Here is a 20,762-nt window from a genome sequence, read left to right on the forward strand (position 1 = left end):
ACTATATAAGTTTTACGGCAAATACCTGAGATTCATTGTTAGCCAATACCTTTTCCAGTATGGCCATTCCTTTTTTCGGCGAGATACTTCCTATCCCCAGCCGCTGCATGCGTTGTTTATATGCGGGTGAAGAGACTACGCCTACTTCGCCCCAGTATCCCCAGTTGATAATATGCACTGGAATATGATGTCTGTGTCTGATACTATGTGCGTAGCTATCTTTATAAGTGCAGCCAGCTGCATAATTGGATTGTCCGGGTGCGCTCCATTGCGATTGCACGGAAGAATAAAAACAGATAAAGTCAAGCGGATCTTCTTTAAACACATCAACCAGGTAATGACTTGCCATCGATTTGATCTCAAAAGATTTGATAAAATCCTCTTCACTCATATTTCTCAATAGCATATCATTCAATACAATACCTGAGTGAAATACCCCGTTTACAGTCAGTCCTGAGTTTTTAACTTCCAGATAGGCTTTTCTCACACTTTTCTTATGATTTGCATCACATTGAATGTAAACTGGTCGTTTTCCCAATTTCTCAATCTCATGCTGCGCATTTATGATCGCCGCGTCCAGAGGCCTTCTGCCCAACCAGATTACCTGAGCCTGGTAATGCTCAACCAGATATGCGGTGGTTGATTTACCAATACCACCTGCACCGCCTAACATCACATAAGTACCATTTTGTTTCAGCTTGCTTGCTTTATCGGCAGGAAGTTCCAACTGGAACAGGTTGCGCTGATAAGCATGGCCATTGCGATAACTAACCAGTACATCTGTATTATTAAATGAGGTTTGTAATAACTTTTCAGCACTTGTCTTCAAGACCCCTGACTGATCCATTTCTACATCCATCACTCTGAATTTCCAATGCGCTTGTTCTTTTGCAAAGGAGCCAATCAGACCGGAAATCCCACTTCCTGATTCCTCAACCTGATCACCCGCAAAAACTTGCTGTGTATTGGCTGTTAATACCGTAACATGCAGTTCCGTATCGTTATAAACGGTATCCAATAGTTTTTTGATCGTTCTGAATACGGCGAATTCTCTCTGTGCATACCCTTTATTTAAAGTCTGTCCGTTTTCTTCAGCAAGACCTTGCAGTAAATAAACAGCGGTTAAACCTTCTGGTATGCTGGTCAGCATTTTGACTACTATAACTTCAGAACCGCTTTTGCTCAATTCTTGTTGTATTTGCTGTGTAACGTCAGCTGGTGCATCACCTGTAATGATCAGGCATTTTTCCTGACCGGTAACCAGCACAGGTTGCAGGTTTTTAACACGGCCCCAGACCGGTGTATATAAATGATCTGACTTTTCCTCTTGTGGGAATTGTTTTTCATTGCTAACCTCTTGCTGCACTTCTTTAAATACCTGCTTTTCTATTTCTTCTACAAATTCCGAAGCTGTCTTTTTTCCTTCAGGCACCCAATAACGATTGCGGGCAAATGGATAAACCGGTAAGCTGATCTTCGCAGGTTTCTGATCCGGATAACAAGCTGACCAATCCACCTGCGTTCCTTTTAGCCATGTTTTAGCGATCAGTATTAATGCAGGGTTATTCTGATCAGCCCCAGTTATCGGTTCCAGGGCACTATTTTCTTGCAGGCAACTTTGCCCCTCAGCCAGCAGACCAATTAATTCACTGACATGACGTGCTATAAATACCGCTTTTTCAACCATTACTTCACGTCCGTTCTGTAAAGTATAAGCGATATCATGCAAGTTTCCATTTGGATTTAATTCCAGGTAGTTTTTAAGATTTTTAAGCTGTTGTTGCAGCTGTAATTTGTTTTTTGCTGATAATGGAATGATAGCAGGTTCTTCACTGGCATAAACAACTTTAGCTAATGGCTGATATTCTTCCATAATAATATGTGCATTTGCACCGCCAAATCCGAAACTGCTGATGCCAGCAATTCTTGGTTTATTATTTTCTGATATCCATGCGGTTGTTTCTTTTTGCAAACGGAAAGGGGTATTTTCCATTTGCAGATAGGCGTTAGGGTTTTGTAAATGTGGATTTCCCGGCAACATCTGATATTTCATCGCCATTAATACTTTCATCACACCAGCCATACCTGCCGCAGATTCCAAATGGCCTACATTAGTTTTTACGCTTCCAATGCTGCAATATGCTTTTTGTGTCTGCACCAATCCCCTATCCTCATACAGCGTATTAAAAGCCAGTTTTAACCCTTCAATTTCTATCGGGTCACCTAGTGCTGTTCCAGTACCGTGTGCTTCTATATAACTAATGTCGCGTGGATCTATGTTCGCATTCCGATAAGCTTTAACCAGCAGATCGCGCTGTGCATTCGGATTTGGCGAGGTTAAAGTATTAGCCCTTCCACCGTGATTTTCGGCAGTCCCTCTGATAATTCCATAAATATGATCGCCATCAGCTTCTGCTTTACTCAAAGCTTTCAGGATCACAATTCCAACACCTTCTCCACGCACATAACCATTGGCACGCTGATCAAAACTTTTACAGCGTCCATCTTCACTTAACATTCCTGCACTGCTGAAAGAAAGGGTCAGTTCAGGCGAAAGCATTGCATTTACGCCCCCTGCAATAGCCAGATCACAATGGCCATTCCTGATATGTTCTACACCGCGGTGAATGGCAATCAATGAACTTGAACAGGCCGTATCTACAGGTTCACTTGGCCCGTGAATATCCAGTAAATAGGAAATCCTGTTGACCAGCACCGAATGTGCTGCGCCTGTAGAGAATTGTGCCTGACTCATTAAATCAGTTCCATTATTCAATAAAGTAGAATAATCTACGGCTGATACGCCAATAAAAGCACCAGTATTCGTTCCTCTGAGTTTGGAGTTTGCAATGCCTGCATCTTCCAAAGCATTAAATACTGCTTCGAGCGTGATTCGCTGCTGCGGGTCCATTAAGGCGGCCTCTTTAGGCGAAATATTAAAGAATAAGGGATCAAATTTATCTATATCGGTAATGAAACCTCCCCATTTAGCTTTCGTTTTACGTGCTCCTTTTTGAGGATCTCCATAATATTCCTGCCAGCTCCAACGGTCTGAAGGAACTTCGGTAATCAGGTCTTTATTGTTTTTGATCTGTTCCCATAAGGTAGCTACATCCGGAGATTCCGGAAAACGTCCGCTGATGCCTATAATCGCAATCGCTTCTTCAGGTGCTTTTAAAGCTGGTTGCGCACTTACAGGTCTGTCAGTTTTGAAATGATTTAACCTGCTTTTACGCCCGGTTTGCTGAGTTGAATTCAATTCCTGAGCAGTACCTGATTGTTCTGCTACTGAACCTTTAACAGCTGATGAGCTAACCTGTTGCGCACCAACACCACTTTTTGCTGCGACCTGCTCAGGATATGTTTTGAGCAGAAAGGCAGTAAGTACACCAATAGCAGGATAGTTATAAAATACTGTTGGCATTAATTCCAGCGTATAAAAGCTGTTTAATGTATTGGTAAACCGGGTCAGTAAAAGAGAATCAAAGCCATACTCACCGAATTCCGTTTCCTGGTTAACCAGAGCAAGATCCAGTTTGAGCAATTGCCCTACCATCAAACTAATTTCTCCGGCAACTTTTTCTTCCAAACCTGTTACAGCCGGTTTCAAACCAGCTTCTTTTGCAGTAACAGCTACGACCGGCAATTCATTTCCGGTTGTTCTGGCAATGCCTTCAGCCTTACCAAAATAAACAGCATACTGTCCGGCTTTACACTTTAACAATTCATCAAAAGTCCTTAATCCGGTTAGGGTATCCATCGGCAGCATGCCAAATTGTTTTTCCAGATATTTTTCACCTTCCGCACTCACCTGCATCCCACCCGATTTCCACAATGGCCAGTTGACACTGAAGGTCTTACCAGATCTCAGCCCTTTAGCCACCGCCTCATTCCTGTATTGCGCATAATGATCCAGATAAGTATTGGCCGCAGCATAATCAGCCTGCCCGGCATTGCCACTCACAGCAGCAACGGATGAAAAGAACAGCATAAAATCAAGCGGTTCATTTTTAGTTAATTCATCCAGATACTGTGCTCCCTTTACTTTTGGATTTAGCACCTGCTGAATCTGTTCCTGCGTTTTGTTTTGAATAAAACTATCTCTTAAAGTTCCTGCGCTATGTAAAACACCATGTAATGCCTGATAAGTCCCTTTGATCTTTTGTATCAGGGCTGCTAATTCTTTTTCAACCGTAATGTCACAAGCGTAATAAACCGTTCCGGGTATTCCGGCCAGTAATTTCTCTATTTCCTGATCAGGAGCTTTCCTGCCTGTCAATAATATTTTCACTCCGCTGGTTTTACTTAAATGTTTGGCAAAAACACGTCCTAGTCCACCAGCACCGCCAGTAATCAGGTAAACTCCATTTTCACGAATCTGCATTTCATCAATTTTATGATGCTGTGCTGGTCGGAAATGTTTGCTTTCCAGCAAACCTTGAACAGAACGGATTTCCGGAGCAGCTGGCTTCTCATTTTTTAGCAGCTCAGTTAAACCGTCCAAATCAGCCAGTGCTAAACTGTCTACCCCTATCGTTTGCCCTGTAATACGGGGATTTTCCTGTACCGCAGATTGCAGTAAACTGGTTATAAATCCTGCCTGTGCATAGTTTTCGTTTTGATAAACTACAGTTAAATGCAATAATGCATTCCGCTTTAACTCTGCTTTAAGTTGTTCAAGTATCGTTGTAAAATAAACTACAGGCTGGATTATCGCAATAGCTTTGGTTGCAATCCCTAAACGTTCTTCCATAGCTTCTGCTAAGGTTTCAGATCCTCCTGCAAGCCAGATTAACTGCTGCTCAACTGCATGTGCTTTGTTCATAGGAACGGTTGAAACTACTTTTTCCCATACCGGTTGATAGATATGCAGATCAGCGGCCGGCTCTGTAGATTTTGCTGGTTTAAACCCACCCCCTAATGGAAGGGCAACAAAATTCCGGAAGCTAAGTAAGACTTCCCCTTTCTCATTCAGCAAATCAATATCATAAGCGCTCAGTTTATCCCCGGCTTTAGTTTGTTCACTGATCCGTGCATAAGCCCATATAGAAATACCTTCTAGCTCCTTGTAGAAACTCACTTCCCCCATAAAGTAAGGCAATGCAAGCGTATAAGGCTCGCTGCTTACCTGCTGGAATCCATAAATTGTATGCAACATACTATCAAGAATTCCAGGCGTATAGCTGAATCCATCCAGGCTGTTCAACTCAATTTTAGCTAAACACCCCACTTGATCAGCATACATTTTTTGAACGCCTCTGTAAGAAGAACCAAGGTCCAAACCAGCTGCAAGAAACTCTTCGTACATTTCTTTTCCGTTCAGTACCGTATCGGCAGATGATTGCAAAGCAGCAATATCCAGCTTTTCAGGTTGGGTTAACTCCTGCGTAAAGAGATGTCCACTGCCATGAATAGCATCTTCATTGTTATAGACCTCATAACACAAATGATCGTCTTCGGTATAAACCGCAGTATGTACGCTGGTTGATGCTCCGTTTATACTAATTGGATTTAACCAGCTAATATTCCGCAGTTGCGTAACAGCTTGCCCGGTACTTAATGTCCCGGCTACTCTTGCCAGTTCCAGGTAAGCTACCCCGGGTAATATTTTCACGTCCCGCACCTTATGGTCATTCAGAAAAACTTCCTGTCCTGTAAAAATGCTGGTGTATTTCTGCTCCTTTAAATCAGATTCATTGCGGTGTAATAAGGGGTGCAGCTGACTATTTGTAATCCCGGTTGATTTACCCGAATCAGGTATCCAATACCTTTGTTTTGCAAAAGGATAAGCCGGCAAATTGATTTTTGCAGGATGCTGACCAGTATATAATAAGTTCCAGTTAATAGTAATCCCTGTGATCCAAAGACTTGCTAAAGGGGCTATTTCTTTTTTTGCTATCGCATAATCGATATAAGCCTGCCCTGCCTGGCCTTTTAGCAGGAAATCTGTTTTACCTTGTTTACTATTGCCAGCAAATAAAGATTTTGTATCTCCTTTCAGATAATCAGCTAGTCTACTAAGGAGTTGATCTTTGTCTGTTACCACAATGGCCAATCGTTCTTCCAATGCGTCTCTGCCTATTTGCAGAGTGTAAGCGACATCATACAAGTTTAAAGAAGGATTTGCCTCCAGATGCGCTGCTAAACCAATAACCTGTTCTTTCAAACTTTGCTTGGTTTTTGCGGAGAGTAAAACAATAGCCTGATCAACTCCCTGGTAAGGAATTGCAACCGCAGGCTTGTATTCTTCAATAATGATATGCGCATTTGCACCGCCAAATCCGAAACTGCTTACCCCTGCTACCTTTGGGCGGTTATTTGTAGTCAGCCATGCAGTTGTTTCTTCTTGCAGTTTAAAAATACTGCCCGCTAACTTTAAGTATTCATTTGGAGTCTGTAAATGCGGATTACCGGGTAACCTGTTGTGTTTCAAACAAAGTAATACCTTGATTGTACCGGCAATACCAGCAGCAGACTCCAGGTGCCCGATGTTTGTTTTTACACTTCCAATACTGCAATGCGGCTGTTCCGGCATTTGCAGGTTTCTATCTTTATATAATTCTTTAAAGGCCAGCTTTAATCCTTCTATTTCTATCGGATCACCTAGCGGTGTTCCTGTTCCATGCGCTTCAATATAGCTGACATCACGCGGGTCAATCCCTGCTGTACGGTACGCGCGCAGTAATAAATCTCTTTGTGCAACCGGATTAGGTGAAGTTAATGTATTGGCTTTTCCCCCATGGTTTTCTGCGGTTCCTTTAATAACACCATAAATAGGATCACCATCAGCTTCCGCTTTACTTAAGGATTTAAGAATAATAACACCTACTCCTTCTCCTCTTACATAGCCATTAGCCCGCTGATCGAATGTTTTACAACGTCCATCTTTACTCAGCATACCCGACTGGCTGAAAGACAGCGTGAGTTCTGGCGAAAACATCGCATTCACGCCACCAGCAATTGCCATATCGCAAATACCACTTCTGATATTTTCAACGGCTCTGTGAATAGCGATCAATGAACTTGAACAGGCTGTGTCTATCGGCTCGCTCGGGCCATTGATATCCAGTAAATAAGAAATCCGGTTCACTAACATAGAATGCACCGATCCGGTTGTATAATGCATCTGGCCGGACAGATCTGTTTCATTGCTTAAACGGATCGCATAATCTGAAGCTGATACGCCGATAAAAATCCCTGTATTACTGCCTTTGATTGTGTCGGCAGCAACACCCCCATCTTCCAGGGCCTGGTACACTGCTTCCATCAGTATCCTTTGCTGCGGATCCATCAGCTCTGCTTCAAGCGGAGAAATATTAAAAAACAAAGGATCGAATTTATCAATATCGGTGATAAAGCCGCCCCATTTTGCCCTGGTCTTATTTTTCTCCGTTAGCGGATCACCGTAATATTTTTTCCAGTCCCAGCGGTCTGCCGGAACTTCTGTAATTAAATCTTTATTCGCACTGATATTCTGCCAGAAAGTTTCCAGATCCGGAGACCCGGGAAAACGTCCGCTCATCCCGATAATGGCAATAGGTTCCGTTGCTGATTGTTGGGTATAGCTGTGCGCAGGCTTTATCGGCGCAGGATTTGAAAAAGTAGTTTGTGAAATCAAAGGTCTGTTTATAGCCTGAATCAGTGGTTTAACTTTGCTATCAGTTTGAACCAGTGGTTTAACCGTGATATCAGCCTGAGCCATTAATCCTCCATGTTTTAAACTTAAGGCCGCTTCATGCTCTTCCGTTAAAAAGGCAGCCAGTTTTTGAATGGATGAATAGTTGTATAATACGGTTGGCATCAGATCAAGGTTATAATACCCGTTCAGATGATTGATAAAGCGTGTCAACAGGATCGAGTCAAAGCCATATTCGCCAAATTTTCTATCCCGTTCTATCGCTACAGCATCCATGCCGATCAGCTCTGCTACCACATTGACCAGGTCAGCTTCTGCACTTTCCTTCAGGAGACTATTTAATACTAAGGGTTCCTGATGAATAACAGCTGGTTGTGGCGCTGTCAGGTTAGCCTCTTTTCCGCTATTTTCCTGTGGAATAACTGCAAAACCGTCTGGAGGTAAGGCTACAAAATCTCTGAAGCTAACTAGTATTTCTCCAGTTTCGTTCAGTAAATCAAGGTCATAGCTAATTACCTGGTCACTTTCTTTATAAGTTTTACTTTTCCTTGCATATCCCCACAATGCTGTAGGATCTGCGATTTGCTGATGAAAGTGTACTTCTCTAACAAAATAAGGCAGTGCGAGTGTATAAGCTTGTCCACCGGCTGTAACCAGACCATAAATCGTATGCAGCAAACTGTCCAGAATACCCGGAGTATATAAACAACCTTCCAATTCTCCCAGATTTATCGCAGACAAAGCAAGGTCTGTTCCTGCAAATATTTGAGTTACGCCTGTGAAACTTGTTCCCAGGTTTAATCCCTGTGCTTTAAAGTCCTGATAAATTTCAGTTCCCTGTATGATCCTTGAACAGCTTGCTTTCAAAGCCTCCACATCAAAAGTTCCGGCAGCTGCTGATTCTCCGGTTATAAACTGACCGCCCCCATAAACAAGCTCCTGATTTTTCTGGTTATAAATCTTATAGCTTAAATCTGGTTCAAGACTAATGCAAACCGCAGCAATACCATTTTCCAATTTCAATGGACTAAGCCAGCTCACATTTTTTAAACGAACTACAGGCTGCCGCGTACTCAATGTACCCGCTATTCTGGCCAGTTCCAGGTAAGCAACGCCCGGTAATATTTTCTCCTGACGGACAATGTGGTCTGCAAGAAAAGACTCCTGACCTGTATATACTGCGCTGTATTGTTGTTGTACCCAATCTGATTCATTGGTATGCAGCAAAGGATGAAGCTGATGTACATTGCTGTTTTGTATGCTTTTCGCAGCCGATACTGGTATCCAGCAACGTTGTTTGGTAAACGGATAAACAGGTAAACTAATTCTGCGTGGCAGGATTCCCGGATACAATAACTTCCAGTCTATTTCAATTCCTTTTACCCATAATTGCGCCAGGCTTCTGCTCTCTTTATTTAGGATTGCAGTGTCTATGTATGCTTTCCCAGCTGTTCCTTCCAGCAAAAAGTCCGCATGGTTCTGGTTTGTATTTCCTTGTAAAAATCCACTGGTCTGACCACGCAGATAATTTTCCAGCTGAACTAATAAATCCTGCTGATTTTCTGCCACTAATGCCAGGCGCTCTTCCATCGCATCTCTGCCACTTTGCAAGCTGTAGGCGAGTTCGTGCAGATCAGTTTCCACTTTTAAGAATTCCTTCAACTGAACCACTTTAGCTTTCAACCGATCTGCATTTCTCGCAGATAATAAAATGATAGCAGTCTGCCCGCTCTGATAACGTTCCCGTTTTACAGGAATATATTCTTCTATAATTAAATGTGCGTTTGCACCTCCAAAACCAAAGCTACTGATGCCGGCAATTCTTGTCTTGTTTGCCGGAACAGTCCAGCCGGTTGTCTGCTGTTGTAAACGGAAAGGGGTTCCATCCAGTTTTAAATATTCATTCTGATGAACCAGATGAGGATTACCCGGCAGCGTTTGATGCTTCATGGATAAGATCACTTTCATAACCCCTGCAATTCCGGCAGCAGCTTCTAAGTGTCCGATATTTGTTTTTACGCTACCAATACTGCAATAAGCAGTAACAGGCTGTGGCAGGTCCCTTTCTTTATATAACGCGTTAAAAGCAAGTTTTAAACCTTCTATTTCAATTGGATCTCCTAATGGAGTTCCAGTTCCATGTGCTTCTATATAGGTAACTTCTCTCGGATCAATCCCGGCAGAACGATACGCTTTAGCCAGCAGTTCTTTTTGTGCATTAGGATTTGGAGAAGTCAATGTATTCGCCTTACCCCCATGATTTTCAGCGCTGCCACGGATAATCCCGTAAATATGATCTCCATCAGCTTCTGCCTGTTCCAATGATTTCAGGATCACAATCCCCACACCTTCACCACGTACATAACCATTCGCACTTTCATCAAATGTTTTACAGCGTCCGTCATCGCTTAACATCCCTGCCTCGCTAAAAGATAAGGTAAGTTCTGGTGATAAGATCGCATTTACCCCTCCGGCGATCGCAATTTTACTGTCTCCGCTACGGATATGCGCAACCGCGCGATGAATCGCAATTAACGAACTCGAACAGGCTGTATCTACAGGTTCACTGGCGCCACGAAGGTCAAGCAGATAGGAAATCCGGTTAACCAGTACAGAATGTACTGACCCCGTTGCATAATGTCCTTGTCCGGTTAAGTCTGACTGATTATTCAGCAACATAGAATAATCGGAAGTAGAAACCCCGATAAAAATACTGGTATCACTTCCCCTGATCTTATCAGGCGCAATAGTTGCATCTTCCAAAGCCTGGTATACCGCTTCTAAAGTGATCCGTTGCTGCGGGTCCATCAGTGCCGCTTCCCGTGGAGAAATATTAAAGAATAAGGGGTCAAATTTGTCTATATCTTCAATAAAACCACCCCATTTTGCTTTGGTCTTGTTCTTCTCTTTCTGCGGATCACCATAATAGGTTTTCCAATCCCATCGATCTGCTTTTATTTCAGTAATCAAGTCTTTATTTTGGGAAATGTTCTCCCAGAAAGTATCCAGATCCGCAGAACCAGGAAAACGTCCGCTGATCCCTACAATGGCAACAGCTGCTTGTTTTGGGGCGATAGTGCCTGCTTCTCTGCTAAAGTCTTGTCTTTTATGCGCTACCACGGTAACCTGTTCAACCCCTATTGATTTTACAGGAGCAGAAACAACATGTTTTTTAGCTACTGATGTTTGATAATCTGTGAGCAAAAACGAAACTAAGTCATTAATTGCCGGATAGTTATAAAACACAGTAGGTAATAATTCCAGTTCATAAAAAGCATTTAGCTCACGTGCAAACTTTGTTAAAGAAATAGAATCAAATCCATAATCCCCAAATGCTTTATCCCTTTTAATCACCGCAGGATTCAATTTCAATAAGGTTGCTACTACGTCAAGGATTTTGCGCGAAACATTTTCAGTCAATGCAGCGTTAATGCCCGGTGTAAATTCCTGGTTGTCCAGAATCGTTTCTTGCTGAATGCCCAGGCTATCCAGCGTCGCGGTTTCCTGCACTTCGGGAACCTGTTTCCCTTCATAAGTAACGAGAACTTCCCCTGTGCCGCTTTTCAATAAAGTATCGAAAGCTTTCATTCCTTCAACAGAAGGCAGCGCGAATGAACCCCATTGTTTTTCCAGATATTTTAAATCTTCTTTACTCACCTGCATTCCACCTTCTTCCCACAAAGTCCAGCAAATGCTCAATGTTTTACCATTCGCTTTGCGGTTTGGTCTTGCTGTATTCCGGTAAGCAGCATAGTTATTCAGGTAGGCATTTGCGGCAGCATAATCGGCTTGTCCTGCATTCCCCTTAATTGCGGTAATCGAAGAGAAAAACAGCATAAAATCCAGTGGTTCGTCTTTTGTGGCTTCATCCAGATTTTTTGTGCCTTGTATTTTAGCGGAGAACACCTCATTTACCTGCAAAGGTGTTTTATTCAGAATATAACTATCTCTGATTACTCCTGCACTATGGATTACGCCATTTAATACACCATACTTTCTATGGATAACTGCGATTAGTTTTTGCGTTTCCTGTAGGCTGCTCAGCTCACTGGCATAATAAACTGCACCCGGTATTTTAGAGAGTTCAGCTTCTACAGTCTCTGGTAAAGCACTTCTGCCTGTTAAAACCAGCGTAATCTCATTTTTACTGCAAATATGTGCAGCGATCATTAAACCTAACCCACCTGCACCACCAGTTAATAAATAAACACCTCCTTTTTTGAAGGCTACTTCATTCATAAATGCTGTATCAAATGTTACCGGAGAAAGTTTCCTGATTGCTCTTACGCCATCCTTATAACTTACTTCTGAAGCTGCATGCCCCTGCTCAGCTTCAATCATTGCCATAAGTTCATCCAGATTTTTAACGGACAAACTATCTACTGACAATACTTTTCCGGTAATAGCCGGATGTTCCAATGGTACAGTTTTGAGCAAACCTGCTATAAATCCATATTCCAGATAGTCGTCATGCTGACAGATTACAGTAATATGTGCAGGCTGTTTTTGCTGTATTTTTGACTTAATATTATCAAGTACGGTCTGGAAATAAAGTGCAGGCTGTTCTTGTGTAACATTCAGTACTTCTAAACCTAATTGCTCTTGTAATTTATCGCATAAACCAGCTGCACCACCTGCAATCAGGATAAGCTGATTGGCAGTTTCTAACTGTCCGGCTTCAGCTAAATCTGCTTTTTCCCATAACTGCTGATAATAACCAACGCTTTTTTCCTCTTGTAAAGGCGCCTTTTCTCTAGGTTTATTTTCTGCAGGCAGGAAGATAAAATCCTTAAAGAACAGCAGGACTTCACCGTACTCATTCAGCAGATAAAAATCGGCAGTAACCGCGGTTTGCTCCTGAGCTTTGTCTTTCTTTTTAACGGCATAACCCCATAACTCTTTTGCACCTTCAATTTCCTGGTAGAAATTCACTTCGCCCGCATAAAAAGGCAAGACCAGCGAATAAGATTGTCCGGCAGATTCCATCAATCCATAAACGGCATGTAATAAACTATCCAGGATACATGGTGGATACATACAGCCTTCGGCATTTGCCAGTTTTATTCTGGATAATGCGCTTTCTTCTCCAAAATACAAGGTTTCCACCTGCTGAAAAGTATCTTTCAGGTTTAACCCTGCCAGATCGAATGCGCGGTACAGTTCCTGCCCGGATATTTCATTGGTAAAAGCCCTTTTAAGCTGCAAAATGTTCATTGCCGCAGGCGCATTGACTACAGTAGCAGACAAATTACCGCTATTGTGTATGGTTATATTTTCTTGCTGTCCACTATAAATCTCATACCCGATTTCTCCCTGATCCCGGTATACATTAATATGCATTGTTGCACTATCATTTACCCAGAAAGGACTGAGCCAGCTCACTTGTTTAAGCTGTTTGATGGACTGGTGGATACTGAATTCTCCGGCTGCCCTGGCTAATTCCAGATAAGCCACTCCAGGTAGTATTTTTTTGTTTTGTACCTGATGATGTGCCAGGAATGATTCCCTGCCATCGAATGTACTGGTAAACTGCTGCTGATCCAGATCTGAAGTATTGCTGTGCACCAGTGGATGTAAGTCTTTACCAATAGATTTACTGCCGGGCAGATTAACCTTTCCATCTGCTGCCGGCAACCAGTATCTTTCTCTTGCAAACGGATAGGTTGGCAAACTGATTCTGCGGGGTTGTTTTCCGGTATGCAATATTTCCCAATCTACTCCTTGTCCGCCGATCCAAAAATCTGCAATAGTTCCCCATGCTGAAGTCTGTATGGCTTGCAGTAATATGGTTTGTTCAATTATACCTTTACGACCGTTGGCTTTACTATTTCCAACACGATATCCTGTAATTCCCGTAGCTGAATAGTCAGCAGCTTTTCCTTCCAGGAAACTGGCCAGCAAAGTAATAAGAGAAGGTATATCCTTAGCAATAAAGGCAATACGCTCTTCCATCGCCTCTCTTCCGGTTTGCAGGGTATAGGCAATATCAAGAATTGATAAACTATGTTCCTGTTCCAGGCTATATTTTAAGTTAACAACCTGCTCTTGTAAACGTTCTTCATTTTTAGCAGACAATACAATGATTGCAGGATACTGCTCATTGTTAAAAGTTTGCCCTGTTACCGGCTGCTCCTGTGCTGGTCTGAATTCTTCGACAATCAGGTGTGCATTACTGCCTCCTGCCCCAAAAGAACTCAACATCGCCCTGCGCGGGATTTCTTCCAGCTTACCTTCTTTATTAGTGATTAAAGGTCTTTTCCATGGCACCAGGTTTTGTGGTACATAAAAAGGAGTATCCTCAAAACTGATATTCGGATTTAACACTACAGAATGAATGGAAGGGACAACTACCCCATGTTTAAACTGCAATAATATTTTTGTTAATCCGGCAATGCCAGCTGTCGCTTCCAGATGACCAATATTTGATTTCACAGAACCGATTGCACAGAATTGTTTTTCCTCCGTATAGGCATCAAAGGCTTTGCAAAGACCTGTCATCTCAATAGGATCACCTAACGAAGTTCCTGTACCATGCGCTTCCACATATGAAATAGTACGCGGATTAATTTGTGCTTTTTGTAAAGCTGAGCTGATTAGTTCCCCTTGCAAATTAGGACTAGGGACGGTATAGCCGTTGGTACGGCCACTGTGGTTAACTGCTGTACCTTTAATTACTCCATAAATCTGATCTCCATCAGCTATCGCATCTTCCAGAGATTTCAGTAACACTGCACCAATCCCTTCGCCCGGAACATAACCATCACCGATACCAAAACTACGGCAGCGGCCATCTGTAGCCAGGAAATTATGCTGACTTAAAAACAAGTATTTACTGAGTGAAAGTGAAAGGTTTACCCCTCCTGCGATACAGCTGTCTGCGTCACCATTTCTGATACTTTCACAGGCATAATGTAATGCAGTTAAAGAAGCGGAACAAGCGGTATCAATGGCAATACTTGGCCCTGTCCAGTTAAAGAAATACGATACTCTGTTTGGAATACTATATAAAAGGCCACTTGGTGCAACCGGATTTCCCTTCGCAGTTTCTTCAACACCCAGGTTAATATAGGGCTGCCAAAGTGCACCCACAAATACACCCACTTTTTTCGATTGTGCGGCTACCTTTTCACGGGTAATCCCTGCATCTTCGAGCGTTGCCCAAACCACTTCCAGAAATAACCTTTCCTGAGGGTCTATTTGTTCTGCTTCTCGCGGAGATATATTAAAGAATAGTGGATCAAATTTATCTACATCATTGATAAACCCTCCCCAGCGGGCATATAATAACCCGTTATCTTTATCTGCATCAAAATGAGGCTTATAATCAAACCTGTCTTCAGGGATTTCAACAATACAGTCCTCACCCTGCTGCAATACTTTCCAGAATTCAGCCAGGTTATCTGCCTTCGGATATTTTCCGCCTATCCCTACAATAGCAATATCTTTTGATACGAGGGCTGCTGCTGAAGGGGTAACAGTGGTTTCAGGATTTTGGCCAACAGCCAGTGGTTCAGCGCTGAAACCATTTTCTGTCTCTTCCATCTCTTCCGAAGCTATCAGCTCTTGTAATATCGCCGCATGTTTCTTCTGAAAATATTCAGCCAGTTCACTGATATTCCGATACTCGAAGAAAAGAGTTTTTGATAAGTTCCCGAAGGATTTTGCCAGCAGCCTGTTCAGATCGATAATCATTCTGGAATTGATACCCAATTCTTCAAAAGATGTATCGGCATCCATTTCTTCAATTTCCAGACCAACCGCGTCGTGTAATAGTGTTTTCAGTAAATGTGCTACACTTTCAATCGCCGGGCCTGTAGTACTGGTCAATCTGGCTATTTGTGAAAGTTGTTGTGCAGCAGCCGGAACATGTTGTGCATTTGTAATTTCCTTGATTGCAAAACCGTTGAGGCGTGCAATAACATTTCCATCCCGATCGGCAACGGCAGCATCAAATTTCTTAATGCCGCTTCTGCCTGCATTCTCCTCATGCGCAACTGTATGTACAAAACATTCGGCAGGAAGCTGACCAGTAAATAAAATTTCATCTATAGCTACCGGTATATATTTGGTGGCATCCATGCCATCCGGTTTATTGTTAATAATAGCGGTCTGGAATACTCCAGTCAGCATACTTGGATGCAATATATAGTCAGGCAAAGTTTCTGCGACATGTAATGGTAAGATCAGATGCCCCAGCGCTTCTTCTTTATTCGTCCATAACTCTTTCATCGGCATAAAAGAAGGGCCTACATGTAAACCTTCTGCGATGATTTGTTCATATACCGTCTCCCTGGTTATTGTTTTGGTTAGCTTTTCGCGAAGTACCTGCAAATTAACCGTGCCTAATTCACCGGGTTCAATGACAGTTTCCACATCCACATCCCCCATCGCATGAACAATTTTACGGCCTGTTATTTCCTGACTAAAGATCTCATAACTGTACAACACTCCTTTTTGTACCAATTGAATATTGGCATTGATTGGTGCACCAGCAGATGATAACACTTCTGGCCAGTAATTATTTGATAAGCTGTATACTTTTTTACCTGATAAGGCCACCGCTTGTCTGCCCATTTCAATATAACAAGCACCGGGAACATTATATTTACTGTCCACCACATGGTCTTGCATATAAAACTCTTCATTGCTGAAACGTTTCCTGAATAACAAGTCTGATTGAGATGAGCGGTCTGCATCTATTAAAGAGGCTTTACCGCTATATCCAGCAGGCAGTTCATCTTTAAGTATCCGCTCAGCAGCTGCTGTTAACGCTTCTGGCATCTCATGATTGATATGGGCAGTCAGCTCCGGAATAGTATTGTATTCAATTAATAAGATAGGATTGATTGCTGTTCCAAGGTATTCCGTCAACAACGCTGATAGTTTAACGAGCGCTGAAGAAGTAAGCCCCAACTTATTGAAACTATCTGTATCACTGATCAACTTTACATCTGGCAAAATAGACGTAATCATATTGCGCAATACAGCAGGAAAATCTCCGGCAGCAGGAATTTCGTGCTGTTTGTTAGTCAATATCCGCTCAACATTCAGGTGCATTTCTATCTTATCTGCTATCCCCTCAATCAACACGGCCTGGCAAGGTGTTTTCTGATTACTGGTGCTTAATAATTTTATAAACCCTTTTAGCGCATCCTCATTCAGCATCGGCTTCATTCCAAAGACCTGCCATAAATGTTCTCTTTCTTCGGCAGAAATGGTAATCCCTCCGTTTTCCCAAAGCGGCCAGTTAATGGCAAGGCTTATCCCTTCACGTCCTTTTGCGATTTCCCGCTGGTTCCTGCTGTACATCAAATGATCCAGAAAATTATTAGCGGCAGCGTAATCACATTGTCCCTGGTTAGGCATCAATGAAGCAATAGAGGAAAATGTGATAAAGAAATCCAGTGCCTCGTTCTGAAGACATTCATCTAAATTAATGGCGCCATAAATTTTAGGGGTGATTACCCTTTCAAAGGAATCTGGTTTTTTATTAATGATGAAGGAATCTTCAATCAGTCCGGCAGCATGGATAACCCCATTAATCTTTTTATACTTTTTCTTAACCTTAGCGATGACTGCGGCAATCGCTTTTTTATCGGCAACATTTGCAGTATAATAAATGGCATCCCCTCCCAGTTGCTGTAAATGCAGCAATTTTTCTTCAATGGCCTCATTTTTCACACTGCGGCCAATTAATATGATTTTTGCTTTATAGTGTTCAGCCAGGTAAGCTGAGAATACCATTCCCAATCCTCCGCTACCACCAGTAATGATATAACAACCATTTTCTTTAAGCAGAACCTGCTCAGGAAGACCATAGAAATCTTTTCCCGGTACTACCGTTCTTTCTTCCCTGCGCCCATTGCGGTAAATCACTTCCAGTAATGGCGCCATTACATAATGGGTGATTTCCTGTAAAATGATTTCCTGATAGTTTACAGTTTCATCTGCTGTAATCCCGATACTTAAAATAGAAATACGGGGATTTTCATAAGCTAATGTTCTTGCAAATCCGCCAGCCATCTGGTGAACCGCAGCTGCTGCTGTACCGGCCTGGTTATAGACAAATAATAACTTGATACGACCAGAATAAGCAGCGGTGATCAGCGCTTGTGATAGATATAATAAAGCATAAATATCCTGTAAATGTGCATTTACCTTTTGATCACGGCTCATGCTCCACCGGTAAATCCAGTTATCGGTAACGATCCCGTCGGCAGCTAAATCTTTGGTCAGCCTTTTAAATGATGCAGCATCTGCAACATCAAGCTGATAAGTATGTTTATCTTTTTTCTGATAAGTATAACCCGGTAATACGATTACCGCAGTTGTATAAGGTAATTTCTTTTGAATACTTTCCTGCAAAAGTGTATCGGTATCAAATATAATAACTGCATTTGGCCGCTCATTCAATACACCCAATGGTCTTTCTAACCAGTCTGCGGTATAATGCAGGCTTTCTATGACCGCTGCTACAGGTTCTTTTAGCGTAACCGGCCCCGATTTATAAGCCCGTTTAACAAACTCGCTGAACGAAAGGATGATGTTTCCATTTTCATCACACAAAAACATATCAAATGAGAACTTTTCTCCATCCTGATAGGCAATGGATTTTTTAACATAGACATAACGTGCATCCGCAAGCTGACCATAACTCCGTATCACTTTAAGATAAAAGGGTAATAACTGGTAGCTATGTGCTACATTCCCCCAAATACACAGACCAACTACGGTTTGGAAAACACCATCCAATAAAGAAGGTTCCCATACTTTTGAAGAGACTGATTGTTCTTTCACTGTGGGCTGTAAGCTGCATATCGCTTCGTCGGCAGCAAAAAAACCTGCTGTTATCGTTTGAAAGGTTTGTTGATAGCCTAATCCTTCTTTAGCTAAAGCTTCATAAATTTCAGCTGCTGTTTTTTGAATAGAACAGCGTTCTTTTATCCTCTGTAAATCAATAGCCGCAGGTGTATTACCCCTGTTTTTTAATCCTATATTTCCATTGGCATGCACTCCGCCGGCAGTCGTTATTTCAAAAGAAAAACCTGTATTTACCGGGGCAAGTTTAATGTGTAAAGGGACATTTTCCGTATACACTTTCACAGACTGCATCCAGCATACTTCAGTTAATTCAGCTACGGGACGTCCACAAGCCTGTTCTGCTACAGCTCTCGCTATTTCCAGATAAGCAACCCCAGGCATCATACATTCCCCCTGTACAATGTGATCACGGATAAAATAATCTGCTGGTTTTAACAGCGCCTCATATATCCATTGCTGCTCCTGATCAGTATTGGAAAACTCTACTAAAGGAACAGCTACTTCTGCAACCGGAGTAGAAACCGAAGCCCCATCCATCCAGCATCTGCGTCTTTCAAAAGGATATCCCGGCAAAGCAACTCTTACGCCATCTGCTGCAATCAACTGTTCATCAGGCTGCTGGCCCGGAGCGATATTCCCGCTGGCTACATATTCATCCAGCTGTGCGATAAAATCTGTTAAATCAGCAGTGATAAAAACAGCTTTACTGGCCATTATATCTCTGCCGTTTTGCAGTGTAAACGCGATATCCTGTAAATTCAGTTCATGACCATCGGCTTTTAAGAAATCAGCCATAGCCTGTGCATATAATTTTAATTGCTTTTGTGTTTTCGCGCCCAGAGGAATACGATAAGGGCCTGAGACCTTAGTCACAGGTCTTTGCTGAGTTCCGTTATAGGCTTGCAAAATTACATGCGCATTTACCCCTCCCATTCCGAAAGAACTAACCCCGGCAGTAAGCGGCCCGCTCTGCATACCTTTTGCAGCTGGTTTCCATTCTTTTAACTGACCAGAAATCAGGAACGGACTGTTCTTTAAATCAATATATGGATTTAATTTTTTGTGATGTAATAGTCCCGGAAGCTGACCATGACGCATACAAAGCAATACTTTGATAAGACCTGCAATCCCCGCAGCACTCTCCAGATGCCCTATATTTGTTTTCAATGCCCCTAAATTGCATTGTACATTTTTGTCTGTACCGTATTTACTGAATACCTTTTTTAAGGCACTGATCTCAATCGGATCTCCTAAAGGAGTGGCTGTGCCATGTGCTTCGATATAACTTACCTGTCCGGCATCAATACCAGCATCTTCAAGCGCGGCATTAATCACTTCGGCCTGTGCACGTACACTTGGTGAGGTTAATGAATTGGAACGGCCATTGTGATTGACGCCGGTTCCTTTGATCACGCCTATAATAGGATCATTATCTGCTATTGCTTTTGCCAGAGGTTTAATAAAAATACAACCTACTCCTTCTCCGCGTACATAACCATCAGAACTTTCATCAAATGTTTTACATTTCCCTTCTGATGATAACATGCCCGATTTGCCATGCGATAAATACATCGTAGGCGTAATCAATGCATTCACACCACCCACTAATGCAGATTCACAATTTCCTGCCCGCATATCACGGATCGCATTGTGCAAAGCAACCAGTGAGCTGGAACAAGCGGTGTCTACCACCTCACTTTTACCTCTGATATCCAGCAGAAAAGAAACCCGGTTAGCCAGAATAGAGTGTACTGTACCCGTAGAGATAAATGAGCTTATTTCCTGATGCGTGGATTGCAGCATCTCGGCATAGTCATTTTTAGAAACACCTACGTACACGCCGACTTTTTTACCCGACAAACTTTCTGTACTATATCCCGCATCTTCTACTGCATGCCATGCCGCCTCCAGAAAGATCCGGTGCTGAGGATCAATATATTTGGCTTCTTTTGGCGATATATTAAAGAATAAAGGATCAAATTTATCCATGTCTTCAATAAATCCACCCCATTTACTGTTGGTCTTATTGTTATCCTGTGCAGGATCTCCATAATAGTCACGCCAGTTCCAGCGGGTTTCGGGAATTTCCGTAACACTGAAAGTTCCATTGACCAGGTTATTCCAAAAATCACGGTAATTACCTGCTCCGGGAAATCTGCATGACATTCCTATCACAGCGATATCATTATTATTTTGTTGGTTATCCAACGGGATTGTATTCTTTGATGTGTCTTCCATCTCAATTTTTTTAACAAAGCAGGTACAGCTGGCCATCCACACGTAGTGAAACAACCATTAAGTTTGG

General features: G+C 42.4%; 1 protein-coding gene. It reads right to left on the reverse strand.

Going from position 1 to position 20,762, the window contains the following annotated elements:
* Position 1 precedes the first annotated feature (1 nt).
* A complete protein-coding gene (locus HDE70_RS11905; protein ID WP_183890288.1) occupies positions 2-20,695 on the reverse strand; it encodes an SDR family NAD(P)-dependent oxidoreductase in 20,694 nt (6,897 codons plus the stop codon).
* Between the last annotated feature and the right edge of the window lie 67 nt (positions 20,696-20,762).

Source organism: Pedobacter cryoconitis (assembly GCF_014200595.1).
Classification (GTDB): domain Bacteria; phylum Bacteroidota; class Bacteroidia; order Sphingobacteriales; family Sphingobacteriaceae; genus Pedobacter; species Pedobacter cryoconitis_C.

What these genes read in the sequence shown, in the direction of transcription:
- HDE70_RS11905 (WP_183890288.1), bottom strand. Translation starts at nt 20,695, where the DNA reads ATGGAAGACACATCAAAGAATACAATCCCGTTGGATAACCAACAAAAT.